Origin of the sequence: Plasticicumulans lactativorans (assembly GCF_004341245.1) — a bacterium.
Taxonomy (GTDB): Bacteria; Pseudomonadota; Gammaproteobacteria; order Competibacterales; family Competibacteraceae; genus Plasticicumulans_A; species Plasticicumulans_A lactativorans.
Window position 1 is genome coordinate 1 of the sequence record NZ_SLWY01000036.1, and the last position, 14,159, is coordinate 14,159.

17 protein-coding genes are annotated in these 14,159 nt (G+C 71.8%); 7 read left to right on the forward strand and 10 right to left on the reverse strand.

Annotation, left to right across the window (positions count from 1 at the left end; translation table 11 throughout):
• A partial coding sequence (locus EV699_RS19085) for an ureidoglycolate lyase (RefSeq protein WP_207923028.1) occupies nucleotides 1-132 on the forward strand: 132 nt, incomplete at its 5' end.
• 136 nt (nucleotides 133-268) lie between these two features.
• On the opposite strand, the gene EV699_RS19090 is transcribed toward EV699_RS19085, so the two are convergent.
• Both EV699_RS19090 and EV699_RS19095 read right to left on the reverse strand, forming a co-directional pair.
• Nucleotides 269-1,024 (reverse strand): sulfite exporter TauE/SafE family protein, encoded by a 756-nt coding sequence (locus EV699_RS19090; RefSeq protein WP_132545817.1) that lies wholly within the window; start codon nucleotides 1,022-1,024, stop codon nucleotides 269-271.
• 11 nt (nucleotides 1,025-1,035) lie between these two features.
• Complete coding sequence (locus EV699_RS19095; protein ID WP_132545819.1) at nucleotides 1,036-1,449, reverse strand: DUF3830 family protein; 414 nt, start codon at nucleotides 1,447-1,449, stop codon at nucleotides 1,036-1,038.
• 210 nt (nucleotides 1,450-1,659) lie between these two features.
• On the opposite strand from EV699_RS19095, the gene lptM reads away from it, so the two are divergent.
• Together lptM and lysA are read left to right on the forward strand one after the other, a co-directional pair.
• A complete protein-coding gene (gene lptM, locus EV699_RS20050; protein ID WP_165904211.1) occupies nucleotides 1,660-1,797 on the forward strand; it encodes an LPS translocon maturation chaperone LptM in 138 nt (45 codons plus the stop codon).
• Between the two features lie 33 nt (nucleotides 1,798-1,830).
• Nucleotides 1,831-3,081 carry a diaminopimelate decarboxylase gene (gene lysA / locus EV699_RS19100; protein ID WP_132545821.1) on the forward strand — a complete coding sequence of 417 codons (1,251 nt, stop codon included), beginning with the start codon at nucleotides 1,831-1,833 and terminating at the stop codon, nucleotides 3,079-3,081.
• A gap of 4 nt (nucleotides 3,082-3,085) precedes the next feature.
• Here lysA and EV699_RS19105 read toward each other — a convergent pair whose 3' ends face one another.
• The 3 genes from EV699_RS19105 to EV699_RS19115 are packed head-to-tail and all read right to left on the reverse strand — an operon-like array spanning nucleotide 3,086 to nucleotide 5,697.
• Entirely contained in the window at nucleotides 3,086-3,601 is a 516-nt protein-coding gene (locus tag EV699_RS19105) for a GDYXXLXY domain-containing protein (RefSeq protein ID WP_132545823.1), read from the reverse strand.
• Nucleotides 3,591-4,718 carry a DUF4401 domain-containing protein gene (locus EV699_RS19110; RefSeq protein ID WP_132545825.1) on the reverse strand — a complete coding sequence of 376 codons (1,128 nt, stop codon included), beginning with the start codon at nucleotides 4,716-4,718 and terminating at the stop codon, nucleotides 3,591-3,593. Before EV699_RS19110 ends, EV699_RS19105 begins: the two co-directional genes overlap by 11 nt.
• Nucleotides 4,705-5,697: a DUF2157 domain-containing protein gene (locus EV699_RS19115; RefSeq protein ID WP_132545827.1), complete on the reverse strand. Its 993-nt coding sequence runs from the start codon at nucleotides 5,695-5,697 to the stop codon at nucleotides 4,705-4,707. The genes EV699_RS19110 and EV699_RS19115 overlap by 14 nt, the downstream gene beginning before the upstream one ends.
• A gap of 132 nt (nucleotides 5,698-5,829) precedes the next feature.
• Here EV699_RS19115 and EV699_RS19120 point away from each other — a divergent pair, with 132 nt between their 5' ends.
• A complete protein-coding gene (locus EV699_RS19120; protein WP_132545829.1) occupies nucleotides 5,830-6,270 on the forward strand; it encodes a CoA-binding protein in 441 nt (146 codons plus the stop codon).
• A gap of 10 nt (nucleotides 6,271-6,280) precedes the next feature.
• On the opposite strand, the gene EV699_RS19125 is transcribed toward EV699_RS19120, so the two are convergent.
• From EV699_RS19125 to EV699_RS19140, 4 genes are all read right to left on the reverse strand, one after another.
• Nucleotides 6,281-7,636, reverse strand: coding sequence for a DegQ family serine endoprotease (locus EV699_RS19125; RefSeq protein ID WP_132545831.1), 1,356 nt, complete (start codon nucleotides 7,634-7,636; stop codon nucleotides 6,281-6,283).
• A gap of 43 nt (nucleotides 7,637-7,679) precedes the next feature.
• Entirely contained in the window at nucleotides 7,680-8,624 is a 945-nt protein-coding gene (locus tag EV699_RS19130) for a DnaJ C-terminal domain-containing protein (RefSeq protein WP_132545833.1), read from the reverse strand.
• Between the two features lie 55 nt (nucleotides 8,625-8,679).
• The gene (locus tag EV699_RS19135) at nucleotides 8,680-9,123 is read right to left on the reverse strand and encodes an Hsp20/alpha crystallin family protein (RefSeq protein WP_132545835.1); all 444 of its coding nucleotides are present in this window, start codon (nucleotides 9,121-9,123) and stop codon (nucleotides 8,680-8,682) included.
• An 81-nt stretch (nucleotides 9,124-9,204) separates the two neighbouring features.
• Nucleotides 9,205-10,965, reverse strand: a complete 1,761-nt coding sequence (locus EV699_RS19140) for a putative bifunctional diguanylate cyclase/phosphodiesterase (RefSeq protein WP_132545837.1) — start codon at nucleotides 10,963-10,965, stop codon at nucleotides 9,205-9,207.
• A gap of 206 nt (nucleotides 10,966-11,171) precedes the next feature.
• On the opposite strand from EV699_RS19140, the gene moaB reads away from it, so the two are divergent.
• The gene (moaB, locus tag EV699_RS19145; protein ID WP_132545840.1) at nucleotides 11,172-11,693 is read left to right on the forward strand and encodes a molybdenum cofactor biosynthesis protein B; all 522 of its coding nucleotides are present in this window, start codon (nucleotides 11,172-11,174) and stop codon (nucleotides 11,691-11,693) included.
• A gap of 110 nt (nucleotides 11,694-11,803) precedes the next feature.
• Complete coding sequence (locus EV699_RS19150) at nucleotides 11,804-12,088, forward strand: hypothetical protein (protein ID WP_132545842.1); 285 nt, start codon at nucleotides 11,804-11,806, stop codon at nucleotides 12,086-12,088.
• Between the two features lie 65 nt (nucleotides 12,089-12,153).
• Here the strand turns inward: EV699_RS19150 and EV699_RS19155 are convergent, their stop codons facing one another.
• Complete coding sequence (locus EV699_RS19155) at nucleotides 12,154-13,194, reverse strand: NAD(P)H-dependent flavin oxidoreductase (protein WP_132545844.1); 1,041 nt, start codon at nucleotides 13,192-13,194, stop codon at nucleotides 12,154-12,156.
• Nucleotides 13,195-13,540: 346 nt separating this feature from the next.
• Here EV699_RS19155 and EV699_RS19160 point away from each other — a divergent pair, with 346 nt between their 5' ends.
• Nucleotides 13,541-14,110, forward strand: a complete 570-nt coding sequence (locus tag EV699_RS19160) for a hypothetical protein (protein WP_132545846.1) — start codon at nucleotides 13,541-13,543, stop codon at nucleotides 14,108-14,110.
• Nucleotides 14,111-14,159: the final 49 nt, after the last annotated feature.

The following is a 14,159-nucleotide window of genomic DNA, read 5'->3' on the forward strand; positions in this document are numbered from 1 at the left end:
GTCTGGCACCACCCGCTCCTCACCCTCGAGCGCGCCGCCGACTTCCTCGTCCTCGACCGCGACGGACCCGGCGACAACTGCGATGAGATTCCGCTCGAAGTCGAGGTGACGCTGGACGCGCTGCCCGCGTGAGTCCTGCGCGGCCCCCCGGCGATCCCGGAGGCGTCGTCGCCGAGCGTAGATGACACGGCCCGAACCCCTGACCGGGGTTCGGGCCGCTTCATTTGCGGGGGCTGAGGGGGCGTCGCGCTGGTGGGGCCGGCGCGGTTCAGCGGCGGAAGAACAGCACCGTCATCACCAGCCCGGTGGCGATGATGCCGGCGCGCAGCCAGCGCGGCGGCAGGCGGCGGCCGTAGTGCGCGCCCACCCAGCCGCCGGCGGTGGCGGCGAGCGCCATCAGCGCGGCATCGCTCCACAGGATGGCGCCGCCGAGCGCGTAGAGCGCGACGGCGATGGTGGTCAGCACTGCCGACAGCAGGTTCTTGAGCCCGTTCATCGCGTTCAGGTCGGTGTGGCCGAGCAGCCCGTAGAGCGCGAGCAGCATGATGCCGAGTCCGCCGTTGAAGTAGCCGCCGTACACCGATACCGCGAACACCCCGGCGCAGGTCGCCGTGGTGCCGGCGACCTGCGTGCGCCTGAGGTGGGTGAGCAGGTACGGCCCGGCCGCGAACAGCGCGGTGGCGAGCAGCAGCAGCCAGGGCACGATGGCGCGGAAGGTGGCGTTGGGGGTCAGCAGCAGCAGCCCGGCGCCGAGGGCGCCGCCGCCGAGGCTCGCCAGCACGGTGGCCGGCAGCGAGGCGTGGCGCCGCGTGCGGATGTCGTGGCGGTAGGCCCAGGTGCTCGACAGGTAGCCGGGGAGCAGCGCGGCGGTGCCGGTGGCATTGGCGGTGACCGCCGGGACGCCGGCGTACACCAGCGCCGGCAGGGTCAGGAAGCTGCCGCCGCCGGCCACGGCATTGAGCGCGCCGGCGACGAAGGCGGCACCGAGCAGCAGCGGCAGGTGATGCAGCGCGGCGGCGTCCATCGGCATGGCGCCTACAGCGGCTCGAAGCGGATCTCCTGCGCGCCCTTGTAGAGCACCATGCGGCCGAAGGCGTAGAGGTTCTCCAGGCCTTCGGTGATGGTCAGGAAGTGGTTGCCGGCGAGCTGGCCCATCTTGCTGGCGAAGCAGGCGCTGCCGTAGGTGAGCAGGAACTCGGTCTCGCTGAAGCCGCCCGGGTAGAACAGGATGTCGCCGCGCGACGGGTGGCTGGTGTGGTTCTCGAAGTCCACGCCCAGTTCGTAGTCGCCGAGCGGGATCCACACCGCTTCGCCGCTCCAGCGCGAGTGGATGACCTGGTTCGCGAACGGCAGCACGCGCTCGAAGGCGGCGCAGGTCTTGGGGGCTGCCTCGCGTTCGAAGCGGGCGACGAAGGTATAGGGGCCGGCGATGATGCGCAGCTTGTCCATGGCGTTCTCCTCGGGTGGTCGTCGGGCGCGGCGCCGGAGCGAGGCCGCGCTCGCGTCATCCTAGCTGTATTGCACAGTGTTTACAATTTTTCGGAATTAATTTCCAAAAATACCGGACAGCGCTTCACGCCACCGCTGCGCATCGGGCGCCGGCGCTGCGACGGTCGACGTTGCGGCTATACTGCCGCCCTTCACGCCGAGATGCCGCCGATGAAAGCCACCGTCGCCCGCGCCCTGCTGGCCCTGCTCGCCGTCGCGGTGCTCGCCGGCTGCGGCCTCAAGGGGCCGCTGTACCAGCCGCCGCCGGAAACCCCGAAGCCTGCCAAGCCCGCCAAGCCGGCCGGCTGAACCCGTCCCATCCTCCCGACGCCGGAACCCGCCATGGACCATTTCAACTACCGCGACGGCCGGCTGTACGCCGAAGACGTCGCCGTCGCCGACATCGCCGCGCAGTTCGGCACGCCGTGCTACGTGTACTCGCGCGCCACGCTCGAACGCCATTACCGCGTGTTCGACGCCGCCTTCGGCGCGCATCCGCACCTGATCTGCTACGCGGTCAAGGCCAACGGCAACCTCGGCGTGCTGAACGTGCTGGCGCGGCTGGGTTCGGGCTTCGACATCGTCTCGGTCGGCGAGCTCGAGCGCGTGCTCGCCGCCGGCGGCGACCCGGCGCGCGTGGTGTTCTCGGGGGTCGGCAAGCAGGCGCACGAGATCGACCGCGCGCTGGCGGTGGGGATCCGCTGCTTCAACGTCGAGAGCGAGGCCGAGCTCGAGCGCATCCAGCAGGTGGCCGAGCGGCGCGGAGTGCGCGCGCCGGTGAGCCTGCGCATCAACCCCGACGTCGACCCGGGGACGCACCCGTACATCTCCACCGGGCTCAAGGAGAACAAGTTCGGCATCGACATCGCCGACGCGCCGCGCCTCTACGCGCGCGCCGCGCGCCTGCCCAACCTGCAGGTGACCGGCGTCGACTACCACATCGGCTCGCAGCTCACCCAGCTCGCGCCGTTCGGCGACGCGCTCGACCGCCTGCTCGATCTGGTGCACCGGCTGGAGGCGCAGGGCATCACCATCCACCACCTCGACCTCGGCGGCGGCCTCGGCATCCGCTACCGCGACGAGAACCCGCCGCAGCCCTCCGAGTACGCGGCACGCATGCTCGAACGCCTGCACGCGCTGCCGTACGAGATCCTGATCGAGCCCGGGCGCGCGATCGTCGGCAATGCCGGCATCCTGCTGACCCGGGTGGAGCTGCTGAAGCTCGCCCCGTACAAGAACTTCGCCGTGGTCGACGCGGCGATGAACGACCTGATCCGCCCCTCGCTGTACTCGGCGTGGATGGAGATCGTGCCGGCCGATGCCACGCTGGAGCGCGAACTGCGTCGCTACGACGTGGTCGGCCCGATCTGCGAGACCGGCGACTTCCTCGGCAAGGAGCGCGAACTCGGCGTGGTCGCCGGCGACCTGCTGGCGGTGCGCTCGGCCGGCGCCTACGGCTTCGCGATGAGCAGCAACTACAACACCCGCCCGCGTGCCGCCGAGGTGATGGTCGACGGTGCGCGGGTGCACCTGGTGCGCGCGCGCGAGCAGGTGAGCGCGCTGTTCGCCGGCGAGCAGGTGCTGCCCGCCTGAGCGCTCAGCGCGCCGCGGCGGCCTCGCGGCCGAGCGGCGCCAGGTGCTCGTCGAGCAGCGTGGTGAGCAGCGCGGTGCCGTCGGCGGCGAGGCGGAACTCGCCGAAGCGCGCCGCCGCGTAGGCGCCGCCCTGGCCCTCCTCGAAGAAGAACGCGTCGGTGCCGAGGCGCAGCTGGCCGTTGCGCACGCGGTAGCGCAGCAGGTGCTCGTCGACGGCGAGCGGCGTGCCCTCGGCGTGGAAGCGGCGAAACCGCCCCACGCCGCGCGCATCGAGCGCGAGCACCAAGAGCCCGCTGCCGCCGTCCCCGGCCGCCGCCGCGCGCGCAGCGGCGGCCTCCACGGCCACGGCGAAGCGCAGCGCCATGTAGTCGCCCTGCAGCAGGGAGCGCGGATCGACCGGCGCCAGCGCGAGGCGCAGCACCGTGCCGTGGGCGAGCAGGTGCTCGCGCTGGTAGAGGGTCGTGTTGACGGCCGCCAGCACCAGCGCGAGGCCCAGCAACAGCAGCCACTTACGCCACATCGCCGGCTCCGGCGAGGAAGCCGCGCGCGAGCGCGGCGCGCACCCCGAGCAGCAGCAGGCCGGTCGCGGCGAGCACCGCCGACTTCGCCAGCAGGCCGAGCGCGAGCAGGTAGTAGTACTGCGCGATCCAGCCGAGCAGGCCGAGCAGCGCCAGCCCCATCAGCACGCGCAGCCCGGCGTGGAAGCCGAGCAGCAGCAGCGTGAGCGCGGCGCCGATGCCGGGTGCCGGCAGCGTCGCCAGCGCCACGGCAGCGGCCGCGCCGAGCGCGGCGGCGCGCAGGCGCGCGGGGGCGGCGAGGGTGAGGCCGTGCACCGCGTACAGCAGCCCGGCGGCGACCGCGAGGGCGAGGCCGCCGGCGTACAGCCACGGCGTGTGGCCGCGGGTGAACCGCAGGGCGTCGTACCAGGCCGCTTCGCCGAGCCGCAACTGCAGGCTCAGCGTCACCGCCCAGGCTGCCGGTGCGCACCAGGCCGCGCGCGCGCTGCCGGCCCAGTCGCGGTGGTGCAGCCACAGCCACGCGGCGCCGAGCGCGAGCGGTGCCGCGGCGAGCAGCGTCAGCGCGGTCGCGCTCGCCAGCGAGGTACCGGCGAGGCCCGCGCCGCCGGGGTCGAACAGCACCGTCCAGAGGTCGTCGCCGAAGGCGCGGCACAGCCGGTCCCACGCCCAGCACAGCGCCAGCGCGCTGAAGAAGCGGTGCAGCGGCTCGGGGTAGACGACGAACAGTGGCGCCGACAGCGCGCCGACCGCCAGCGCGAACAGCACGCCAAGGCCGTAGTCGAGCTGCATCGCCAGCGCGGCGAGGATCGCCATCTGCCCGGCGAGCGACAGCGCGAGCGCGAACTGTGCCCCCAGATCCCCCGGTGCCCGCCGCGCCAGCATGAGCGCCGCCGCGACCGCGAGCGCGCCGCACCCGGCCAGCGCCGCCTCGTTCCGGCTGAGCCGCTCGCCGAGCAGCACCCCGAGCGCCGCCACCAGCAGCAGCGCGCCGAGCCAGCCGCAGCCGCCGAGCAGCACGCGCACGAACCACGGGCTGGCGGCGGCCGGCGGCGCCGGCGGCTGTGGCGCAGCGACCAGCCCCTCGGCGTGCAGGCGTGCGAACAGCTCAGTCGGCGTCATGCGGGGTCTCCCGCGCCAGCGCGCGCAGCCACGCGCCGGCGCCCGCCGACAGCCCGATCACCACGAGCCCGAGCAGCAGCAGGCCGCCGGCGTCGAGATGGTGCGTGAACAGCTGCCGGCCGAGCGCGGCGGTGATCACCACGATGCCGGCGGCGCAGCCGAGCGCGAGCAGGTAGAGGTCACGGCGCCAGTGGCGGTAGGCGCCGTAGAGCGCCGCCAGCGCGAGGGCCCACACCGGCAGCGCCCAGTCACCGCCGGCGCGGCCGAAATCGAGCACGCGCCACAGCGCGAGCAGCGTCAGGTCGGCGAGCAGCAGCGTCGCGATCAGGCGCGGCCCGTAGCGCCCGGCGAGCCAGCCCACGCCGCGCACCGCCGCGTACTCCCAGCCGACCAGCACGGCGGCGTGCAGCGCGACGAGGCCGCCGTTGGGGTGGCCGAGGAACAGGAACTCCGGTGGCAGGCCGCGCGCCTCGCCGAAGTAGAGCAGCACGGCGAGGTCGAGCAGCGCGAGCCACACCAGCCACAGCGGTGCGAAGCACCCGGCCAGCGCCCACGGCGTGATCAGCGCAGCCCAGCTGGCGAACAGCTCCCAGGGGTCGGCGCCGGTCTGGTAGGTCTGCCCGAGCAGCGCGAGCAGCGGCCCGAGCAGCAGCGCGGCGGCGAGCAGCGCGCCGCGTCCGCCCCAGCCGTCGAGGCCGCGGCGGGCGGCGAACAGCACGGCGCCGAGCAGCGCCGCCTGCAGCAGCGCGAACTGCGCGAAGCGCGACAGCCCGCTCCAGTTGGCGGCGATGAAGAACACCGCGGCGGCCACCAGCAGCAGGGCGCCGAGCAGGCCCAGCAGACGGTCGAGGAAGCGCCGCCACGCGGCGGTGCCCGGCGGCACGTCGAGCAGCGCGAGCGCGCGGGCGAGTGCCGCGGGCGACAGGTGCCCGGCGGCGGCGAGCGCATACAGGGCGGAAGGGGGGATGGAGGCGCGCATGCAGGTCTCGCCGGCGGGGCACACTGGGGGCAAGTCTAGGACCGCGCCGGCGCCGCGGCGAGCCGCGGCCGGGCCGCGTGCGGCGGCGCCGATCCGCTATGCTCGCCGCGCATCCAGCCAAGGGGGTCCCGCATGAGTGAAGCCTTCGTCAACCCGTCCGTCAACGAGATCCGCGAGTTGCTGGCGCGGGTGCGCAGCATCGCCGTGGTCGGGCTGTCACCCTCGCCGGGCCGGCCCAGCTACGGCGTGGCGGCGGCGATGCAGGGGCGTGGCTACCGCATCCTGCCGGTCAACCCGGCGATCGTCGACGGCACCGGCCACGTGCTCGGCGAGCGCGCCTACGCGAGCCTCGACGAACTCCCCGGCCCGGTCGACCTGGTCGACGTGTTCCGCGCCCCCGAGCACGTGGCCGGCATCGTCGACGACTGCATCCGCCTCGGCCTGCCGGCGCTGTGGCTGCAGGACGGCGTGATCGATGCCGCCGCGGCGCGACGCGCGCAGGCGGCGGGGATGTTCGTGGTGATGGACCGCTGCCTCTGGCGCGACTGCGTGGTGCTCGCCCCACGCGGCTGACGCGCGCGGGCTACTGCAGCATCAGGAACAGCGCGCCGCCGCCGCGCTGGATGTTGAGCAGCAGGGTGCGCGCGCCGCTGGTGAGGGCGCGGAACGCCTCGACGTCGGCCACCGGCTGGCGGTTGACGCTGACGATGAGGTCGCCGCGGCGCAGGCCGGCGCGCGCCGCCGCGCTGCCGGGCTCGACGCTGCGCACCTGCACGCCGCCGTCGGGCCCGTCGGCGAAGCTCGCGCCCTGCAGGCGCGGGTTTAAGCCCTGTCCGCTGGCCGATTCGCTGTGCTGTTCGCCGATGCGCGCGGTCACGCTGAACGGCTTGCCGTCGCGCAGCAGGTCGACGCGCGCCTCGTCGCCCACGCGCATCACGCCGATGGCGTTGCGCAGCGCCGCGGCGTCGCGCACCGGGCGCTCGTTGATCGCGGTGATGACGTCGCCGGGGCGGATGCCGGCGCGCTCGGCCGACGAGCGCGGGCTGACCTGCGACACCACCGCGCCGCCGTCGCGTTCGAGCCCGAAGGCCTGCGCGAGCTGCGGCGTCAGGTCCTGCGCGGCGACGCCGAGCAGGCCGCGGCGCACCTCGCCGTGGCGCACGAGCTGCTCCATCAGCTGGCGCGCCATGTTCACCGGGATGGCGAAGCCGATGCCGATGTTGCCGCCGCCCGGCGCGAGGATGGCGGTGTTGATGCCGACCAGCTCGCCGCGCAGGTTGACCAGCGCGCCGCCGGAGTTGCCGGGGTTGATCGAGGCGTCGGTCTGGATGAAGTCCTCGTAGCCCTCGATGCCGAGGCCGCTGCGCCCGAGCGCGCTGACGATGCCCGAGGTGACGGTCTGGCCGAGGCCGAAGGGGTTGCCGATCGCCACCACGAAGTCGCCGACGCGCAGGCGGTCGGAGTCGGCGAAGGGCAGCGCGACCAGCTTGCTCGCCGGGATCTGCACCACCGCCACGTCGCTGTCGGGGTCGGAGCCGATCAGCTTGGCGGCGAGCTGGCGGCCGTCGCGCAGCGTCACCGTGATGGTGTCGGCGCCTTCGACCACGTGGTGGTTGGTGAGCACGTAGCCGCGCTCGGCGTCGACGATCACCCCCGAGCCGGCGGATTGCGTGCGGCGCTCGCGCGGCTGGTCGGGCACGTTGAAGAAGCGGCGGAACACCGGGTCGTCGAGCAGCGGGTTGCGTGCGGTCTTCACGCGCGCCTCGGTGGCGATGTTCACCACCGCGGGCGTGGCGCGTTCGAGCATCGGTGCCAGCGTGGGCACCGGCTCGCCGCCGTCGAGGAAGCTCGGCAGCGCCGCCCGTGCCGCCGGCGGTGCGGCGAGGACGAGGCCGAAGCCGAAGCAGGCGGCGAGCGTGAGGCGCAGGATCGGGTTCATGGTCGCACCGTGCGGGATGGGAAGCGGGGCGCCGCGGCGGGCCTCAGCCGAGCGCGGCGCGCGGGTCGAACGCCAGTTCGTCGCGCATGCGCCGGAACAGGGCCTGCGCGGCATCGCTGGTGGCCGGCGGGTTGACGATGACGAGGCGCACGAACTGGTCGCCGGGCGGGTCGCCGGGCAGGCCGCGTCCGCGCAGGCGCAGCTTCTGGCCGCTCTGGGCACCCGCCGGGATGGCGAGCGTCACCCGGCCGCCGAGCGTGGGCACGTCGATGCGTGCACCGAGCGCGGCCTCCCACGGCGCGACCGGCAGCTCCACGGTGATGTCGCGGCCGTCGAGCTGGTACAGCCGGTGCGGCAGCACGCGCAGTTCGAGGTAGAGATCGCCGCTGTCGCCGCCGCCGCTGCCGGCCTGGCCCTGGCCGCCGAGGCGGATCTTCTGCCCGGAGACCACGCCGGGCGGGATCTTCACGTTGAGCGTGCGCGCCGCGCCGTGGCCGCCGGCGGGCGTGAGCTTGAGTGCGCGGGTGCCGCCGCTGTAGGCCTCTTCGAGGCTGATCTCGAGCACGCTGTGCTGGTCCTCGCCGGCGCGCGGGCGGGCGTGGGCATGGCCGTGGGCGTGGCCGTGGGCGTGGGCGCCGGCGAAGCCGCGTTCGCCGAACAGGCTGTCGAAGAACTCGCTGAAGTCGGCGCCCGAGAAGCCGCGCGTCGGGTCGGGGCCGCGGCGGGTGTGCGCCTGCCAGCCCGGCGGCGGGCGGAATTCCTGGCCGGCGCGCCAGTCGGGGCCGAGCTGGTCGTAGGCGGCGCGCTTCTCCGGGTCCTGCAGGACTTCCCAGGCTTCGTTGATCTCCTTGATGCGTTCCTCGGCATTGCGCTCCTTGCTGACGTCGGGGTGGTACTTGCGCGCGAGCCGCCGGTACGCCTTCTTGATCTCGTCGGCGCCGGCGGTGCGGGGCACCCCGAGGGTTTCGTAGTAGTCCTTGAAGCGCATGGTGTGTGGCCGTCGGTGGGGCGGGCGGCCCGTGCCGGGGCCGCCCGCGGAAGGGTCAGCTCTCGACCGTGATCTTGCGCGGCTGCGTGTACTCCTGCTTGGGGATCACGATCTCCAGGACGCCGTTGGCGCCGCGCGCGCTGATGCGCCCGGCATCGGCGGTGTCGGGCAGGCCGAAGCGGCGGTAGAAGGTGCCACGCGCGCGTTCGACGCGCTTGTAGCCCTCACGCTCGTCCTTGCGCTCGCTCAGGCGCTCGCCCTTCAGCGTGAGCACGCCGTTCTCCATCGTGATGTCGATGTCCTTGGGATCGACGCCCGGGATGTCGGCGTGGATGACGAAGCGGTTGGCCTCTTCCCTGATGTCGACCGCCGGGATCCAGTCGCAGGTGGCGACGCTGGAACTGTCCTCGTTGCCGAGGGCGCGGGGGTCGAACAGGCGTTCCAGCTCCTTCTGCAGCTGGGTGAAGCGGCTCATCGGGTCGTAGCGCGTGATGCTCATGGCGAACCTCCTCGAAGACGGTACGTGGACACAGGGGCCGGTCACCGGCCTGTCCGCGAGATGAGGGCGCGGCGCAGCGTTTCAAGGCGTCAGCGGCGGCGCCCCGGGGTCTGGCGCCGCGTCGCCGGGCGGCACCAGCACGGCGTGGAGCTGCGCCGGCACCGCGGCGGGCGGCAGCGGCGCGGCGTACAGGAATCCCTGGATGCAGTCGCAGGCGAGCCCGCGCAGCACCTCCAGCTGCGCCGGCGTCTCGACGCCCTCGGCGATCACTCGCAGCTTCAGGTTGCGCGCCATCGCGACGATGGTGGAGACGATCGCAGCGGCGTCGTGACTGCCGAGGTCGTGCACGAAGGAGCGGTCGATCTTGAGCGCGTCGACGTGGAACTGGCGCAGGTAGGCGAGCGAGGAATAACCGGTGCCGAAGTCGTCGATCGACAGCCGCAGCCCCAGCTCGCGCAGGCCCTGGAGCAGGCCCAGCACGTCGCGGGCGTTCTCCATCAACTGGCTCTCGGTGAGCTCGATGACGATGGCCGAGGCCGGCACGCCGTGGCTGTAGAGGACCTCGGCGATCTCGTCGACCAGCCCGTGATTCTTCAGGCTCGCCGCCGACAGGTTGACCGCCACCCAGAAGCCGGGGGGCAGTTGCGCCTGCCAGTCGCGCCACTGCCGGCAGACCGCGGCGAGCACCCACTGGTCGATCTGGGCGATCAGCCCGAACTTCTCGGCGAAGGGGATGAACGCGCCCGGCAGCAGCTCACCCTTCTCGGGGTGGCGCCAGCGCACCAGCGCTTCGAGGCCGATCGTGCGCCCTTGCCGCAGGTCCACCACCGGCTGGTAGTACACGTGCAGTTCGTTCTCCTGCAGCGCGCGGCGCAGCTCGAGCTGCATCGACAGGTGCTCCTGCGCCGCGCGGTTCATGTGCTCCTCGAAGAACTGGTAGGTGTTCTTGCCGGCATCCTTGGCGGTGTACATCGCCGCGTCGGCGTTGCGCTTGAGCAGGTCGAGTGTGTTCGTCATCCCGCCTTCGGGGACGTCGTCGGGGAAGATGGTGATGCCGATGCTGGTGGTGATGGTGACGGGCTTGTTCTGGATGAAGAACGGGTGCTCGAAATTGTCGATCAGGCGCCGCGCGATGTGCTCGGCGTAGTCGTCGGGCGAGAGTTCGAGCAGCAGGATCGTGAACTCGTCGCCGCCGAAGCGCGACACGGTGTCGACCTCGCGCAGCACCTGGCAGATGCGCTCGGCGACCAGCATCAGCAGTTCGTCGCCGGCGGCGTGGCCGAGGGTGTCGTTGATGGTCTTGAAGTTGTCCAGGTCGAGGAACATCACCGCGATCCGGCGCTGGTGGCGGCGCGAGTAGGCCACCGCCTGTTCCAGGCGATCGTCGAACAGCGCACGGTTGGGCAGGCCGGTCAGCGTGTCGTGGAAGGCCTGGTGGTGCAGCTGCGCGTTCAGGTCTTCCAGCTCGCGGGTACGCGCGCTGACCTCGGCGGCGAGCATCAGGTCGCGGCGCTCGATCCGCTCGAGCATGTCGTTGAGGTCGGCGCCGAGCCGGCCGATCGCATCCCTGCGGGCGGCCTCGCTGCGCAGCGTGTAGTCGGCGTCGTGGCCGGCGCGGCGGGCGAGCTGCGACAGTTCCTCGAACGCGCGGGCAAGGGCGCGTTCGATGCCCAGCACCCACGCTCCGGCGCCCAGCGCGCCGACGGCGAGCGCCGCGAGCCCTGCACCGACGTCGCCCGCGCCGCCGAGCGCGCCCGCGACGACGCCGAGCACGCCGGCGAGGGCGGCCGTCAGCAGCAGGGTCTGGCGGATCGACAGGCGATCGAAGAAACGCAGCCTCACGGTGGAGCGGTCCTGGGAGGTGGGGCCACGGCGCGCCGCGCCGTCGCGGCCTGGGTAGGGGGACGAGATTGGCAGTATCGCCGGGCGAACACAATGATCGCCGCCTGCCGCGGCGGCGCGCGTTCCGCCTTGATCCCGGCCCTGTCGCCGGGCGGCCGGATGCGCTATCTAGCCGGCTCCGGGCGGCCCGCCCGCGGAGGTCCCGCATGTCGCAGAACCGTGCATTCATCCCCCTGTCCATCGCCGTGCTCACGGTTTCGGATACCCGCACCGAGGCCGACGACAGCTCCGGGCGCACGCTCGTCGAGCGCCTGACCGAGGCCGGCCACCACCTGGCCGAGAAGGCCATCGTGCGCGACGACGTCTACGCGATCCGCGCGATCGCCTCGCGCTGGATCGCCGACCCCGGTGTCGACGTGGTGCTGATCACCGGCGGCACCGGGCTCACCGGCCGCGACGGCACGCCGGAGGCGGTCAAGGTGCTGTTCGACAAGGAGATCGAGGGCTTCGGTGAACTCTTCCGCATGCTCTCGTGGGAGGAGATCCGCACCTCGACGATCCAGTCGCGCGCCGTCGCCGGCGTCGCCAACGGCACTTACCTGTTCTGCCTGCCGGGCTCGACCGGCGCCTGCCGCATGGGCTGGGAGCGCATCCTGCGCGAGCAGCTCGATTTCCGGCACCGCCCGTGCAACTTCGTCGAGCTGATCCCGCGGCTGCGCGAGCACTGAGCATGCCCCCGGCGGCCGACGGCGCCGCGGGCTGCGGAACGTCCGGTGGCCCCCGCCGCAGGGAGGCTAGACTTCTGGCGTGTGCATCCGCGCAGCGGGAGGAGGTCGAGATGACACTGCAACAGCTGGCCGACTGGGTCGCCGAGATCGCGGCGATCACCGATGGCGGACACGTGACGCTGGACCCGCACGAGGCGGGGGGGCTCGCGATCACCGTCAACTGGGAGCAGGCGGGGGATCACGTGCAGTCCCGCCACCTGCTGTCCGCGGCCGAGGTGGCGCGCAGCGACGGCGCACCGCCGGCGGGGGCCGAGGCGCTGCACCGCATCACCTTCGCGGTGCGCGAAGTCATGCTGCTGGAGGCCGAGGCGGACGACGCCACCCCGGATGCCTGAGCGGGCGCCGCAGCGGCGGGCCGGCTCCGGCCCCGCAGCGGGCGGCAGGTCCGCGCAGCCGGTCGTCAGCCGAAGGCGCGGGCGAACCGGCGGGTGAGTTCGCCGGCGGGGATCGTCTGGCAGCCGCTGACGTTCTGGCCCGACCAGAGCGGCGAGAAGTCCCCCGAGCCGCGGCTTTCGGCGGCGGTGCGCAGCGGCGCGATGGCGGCGGTGGCGAGCGGAAACGCCGGCGCCGCAGAGGAGAGGGGGCCGAGCTCGCGGATCAGGCGGTTGACGATGCCGCGTGCGGGCCGACCGGTGAACAGGTTGGTCAGGGCGGTGTGACCGGCGGCGTCGCTCTGCAGGGCGGCCCGGTGCAGCGGCGAGGTGGTGGCTTCGGGGCACAGCAGGTAGGCCGTGCCGATCTGCACGCCGGCGGCGCCGAGCGCGAGCGCGGCCGCCACGCCCTGCGCATCGGCGATGCCCCCGGCGGCGATCACCGGGCAGCGCACCGCCCGCACGACTTGCGGCAGCAGGGCGAACGTTCCCACCTGGGTGCTCAGGTCATCGCTCAAGAACATGCCGCGATGGCCGCCGGCCTCCACCCCCTGCGCGATCACCGCATCGGCTCCGTGGGCCTCCAGCCAGCGCGCTTCGTCCACCGTGGTCGCCGACGACAGGATCGTGGCCCCCCACGCCTTCACGCGCGCCAGCAGGTCGGCCGCGGGCAGGCCGAAGTGGAAGCTGACGACGGGCGGCTCGAACTCACTCAGCACCTCGGCGAATTCGGCACTGAAGGGCGCGCGCCCCGGTCCGGCGGGAACGGCGGCGGGGTCGAGGCCGAACTCGCGGTAGTACGGCGCGAGCGCGCTGCGCCACGCGGCTTCCCGCTCCGCACTCGGCACGGGGGGCGTGTGACAGAAGAAGTTGACGTTGAACGGTCGGTCGGTACGGGACCGGATCGCCGCCAGTTCGCTGCGCAGCGCATCCGGGCCGAGCATCGCGCAGGGCAGCGAACCGAGCCCGCCGGCCGCGGACACGGCGATCGCGAGGGCGCTCCCCTGCACGCCCGCCATCGGTGCCTGGATGATCGGCCAATCGGTACCGAGCAGTTCTCGCAGGGACATCACAACACCTCCTCTCCGGCGACGGTCGGGGCGCTCCCGGCCCATGAAAAAAGGGCCTACGCTCGCGCGTAAACCCCTGTTTTATTGGTGGGCCCTGCAGGGCTCGAACCTGCGACCTAGCGATTGTGCGTTATTGTAGACGCTTATCCTTGATCATCAACGCGAGCGAAATCAATCTCTTCCGTTCGCGTTTATCATCAATCGCTGTCAGTGCGCATCATCGGCGTTGACGCTTCGTTGACACTGCTTGCCACGCCACTGCTCGACCGCTACTTTTCGTTAAAGGTCCCGCGACCGCGGGTGTGTTTATGCGGCCGATAGGCCGTCTACTTTTAGTTAGACGACGATGATTGAACTCCTCAGAGACCCCATTTGGCAGTTTGTCGGCGCGTTTCTAGCGCTTCTAACCATCGGCTTGTCGTACGCGTTGTATCGATCACAGCGTGAGCGGAAAGACCTTTCGTACGACATTGTTTTGAATAGCCCTATCTTGTCGGTCATCGAGGAAGATGAAGGAAAGCTGCAGTTGCTCTATGAAGGACATCCGATTAAGGATCCGCGGATTCTTTTCGTTTATGTGGAAAATACGGGCAATACGCCGATACCCGCTAGTGATTACGAACGCCCAATAGCGCTTGATTTTGGGGAAGGCGCGAAGGTTCTTTCGGCCGTCGTCGCGTTCACTGTCCCCAAGTCCCTAATTCTGGAACTGGAGCGAAAAGATCATGTGGTCACGATCAAGCCCGCGCTCTTGAATCCAGGCGACTCCGCTCGACTAAAACTTCTTGTATCGCACTACGGGGCTTCCCCGCATATTGATGGCAGAGTTCATGGAGTAAAGGCACTACACCCTGTTGTGGAAAAGCTATGGGAACATCTGATCAAATCCGGTCAGTCCACCGACCCATTGCCGTAAACTAGCCCCACCGTCACCCGAGCTCCCGTCCCATGAAACAACTGACCTT

Excerpts from the sequence above, each read along its gene's own strand:
- EV699_RS19105 (WP_132545823.1), bottom strand. The coding sequence starts at position 3,601 with ATGTGGCGTAAGTGGCTGCTGTTGCTGGGCCTCGCGCTGGTGCTGGCG.
- EV699_RS19115 (WP_132545827.1), bottom strand. The coding sequence starts at position 5,697 with ATGCGCGCCTCCATCCCCCCTTCCGCCCTGTATGCGCTCGCCGCCGCC.
- EV699_RS19110 (WP_132545825.1), bottom strand. The coding sequence starts at position 4,718 with ATGACGCCGACTGAGCTGTTCGCACGCCTGCACGCCGAGGGGCTGGTC.
- EV699_RS19095 (WP_132545819.1), bottom strand. The coding sequence starts at position 1,449 with ATGGACAAGCTGCGCATCATCGCCGGCCCCTATACCTTCGTCGCCCGC.
- moaB (WP_132545840.1), top strand. The coding sequence starts at position 11,172 with ATGTCGCAGAACCGTGCATTCATCCCCCTGTCCATCGCCGTGCTCACG.
- EV699_RS19130 (WP_132545833.1), bottom strand. The coding sequence starts at position 8,624 with ATGCGCTTCAAGGACTACTACGAAACCCTCGGGGTGCCCCGCACCGCC.
- EV699_RS19125 (WP_132545831.1), bottom strand. The coding sequence starts at position 7,636 with ATGAACCCGATCCTGCGCCTCACGCTCGCCGCCTGCTTCGGCTTCGGC.
- EV699_RS19155 (WP_132545844.1), bottom strand. The coding sequence starts at position 13,194 with ATGTCCCTGCGAGAACTGCTCGGTACCGATTGGCCGATCATCCAGGCA.
- EV699_RS19150 (WP_132545842.1), top strand. The coding sequence starts at position 11,804 with ATGACACTGCAACAGCTGGCCGACTGGGTCGCCGAGATCGCGGCGATC.
- EV699_RS19090 (WP_132545817.1), bottom strand. The coding sequence starts at position 1,024 with ATGGACGCCGCCGCGCTGCATCACCTGCCGCTGCTGCTCGGTGCCGCC.
- EV699_RS19135 (WP_132545835.1), bottom strand. The coding sequence starts at position 9,123 with ATGAGCATCACGCGCTACGACCCGATGAGCCGCTTCACCCAGCTGCAG.
- lysA (WP_132545821.1), top strand. The coding sequence starts at position 1,831 with ATGGACCATTTCAACTACCGCGACGGCCGGCTGTACGCCGAAGACGTC.
- EV699_RS19120 (WP_132545829.1), top strand. The coding sequence starts at position 5,830 with ATGAGTGAAGCCTTCGTCAACCCGTCCGTCAACGAGATCCGCGAGTTG.
- EV699_RS19160 (WP_132545846.1), top strand. The coding sequence starts at position 13,541 with ATGATTGAACTCCTCAGAGACCCCATTTGGCAGTTTGTCGGCGCGTTT.
- lptM (WP_165904211.1), top strand. The coding sequence starts at position 1,660 with ATGAAAGCCACCGTCGCCCGCGCCCTGCTGGCCCTGCTCGCCGTCGCG.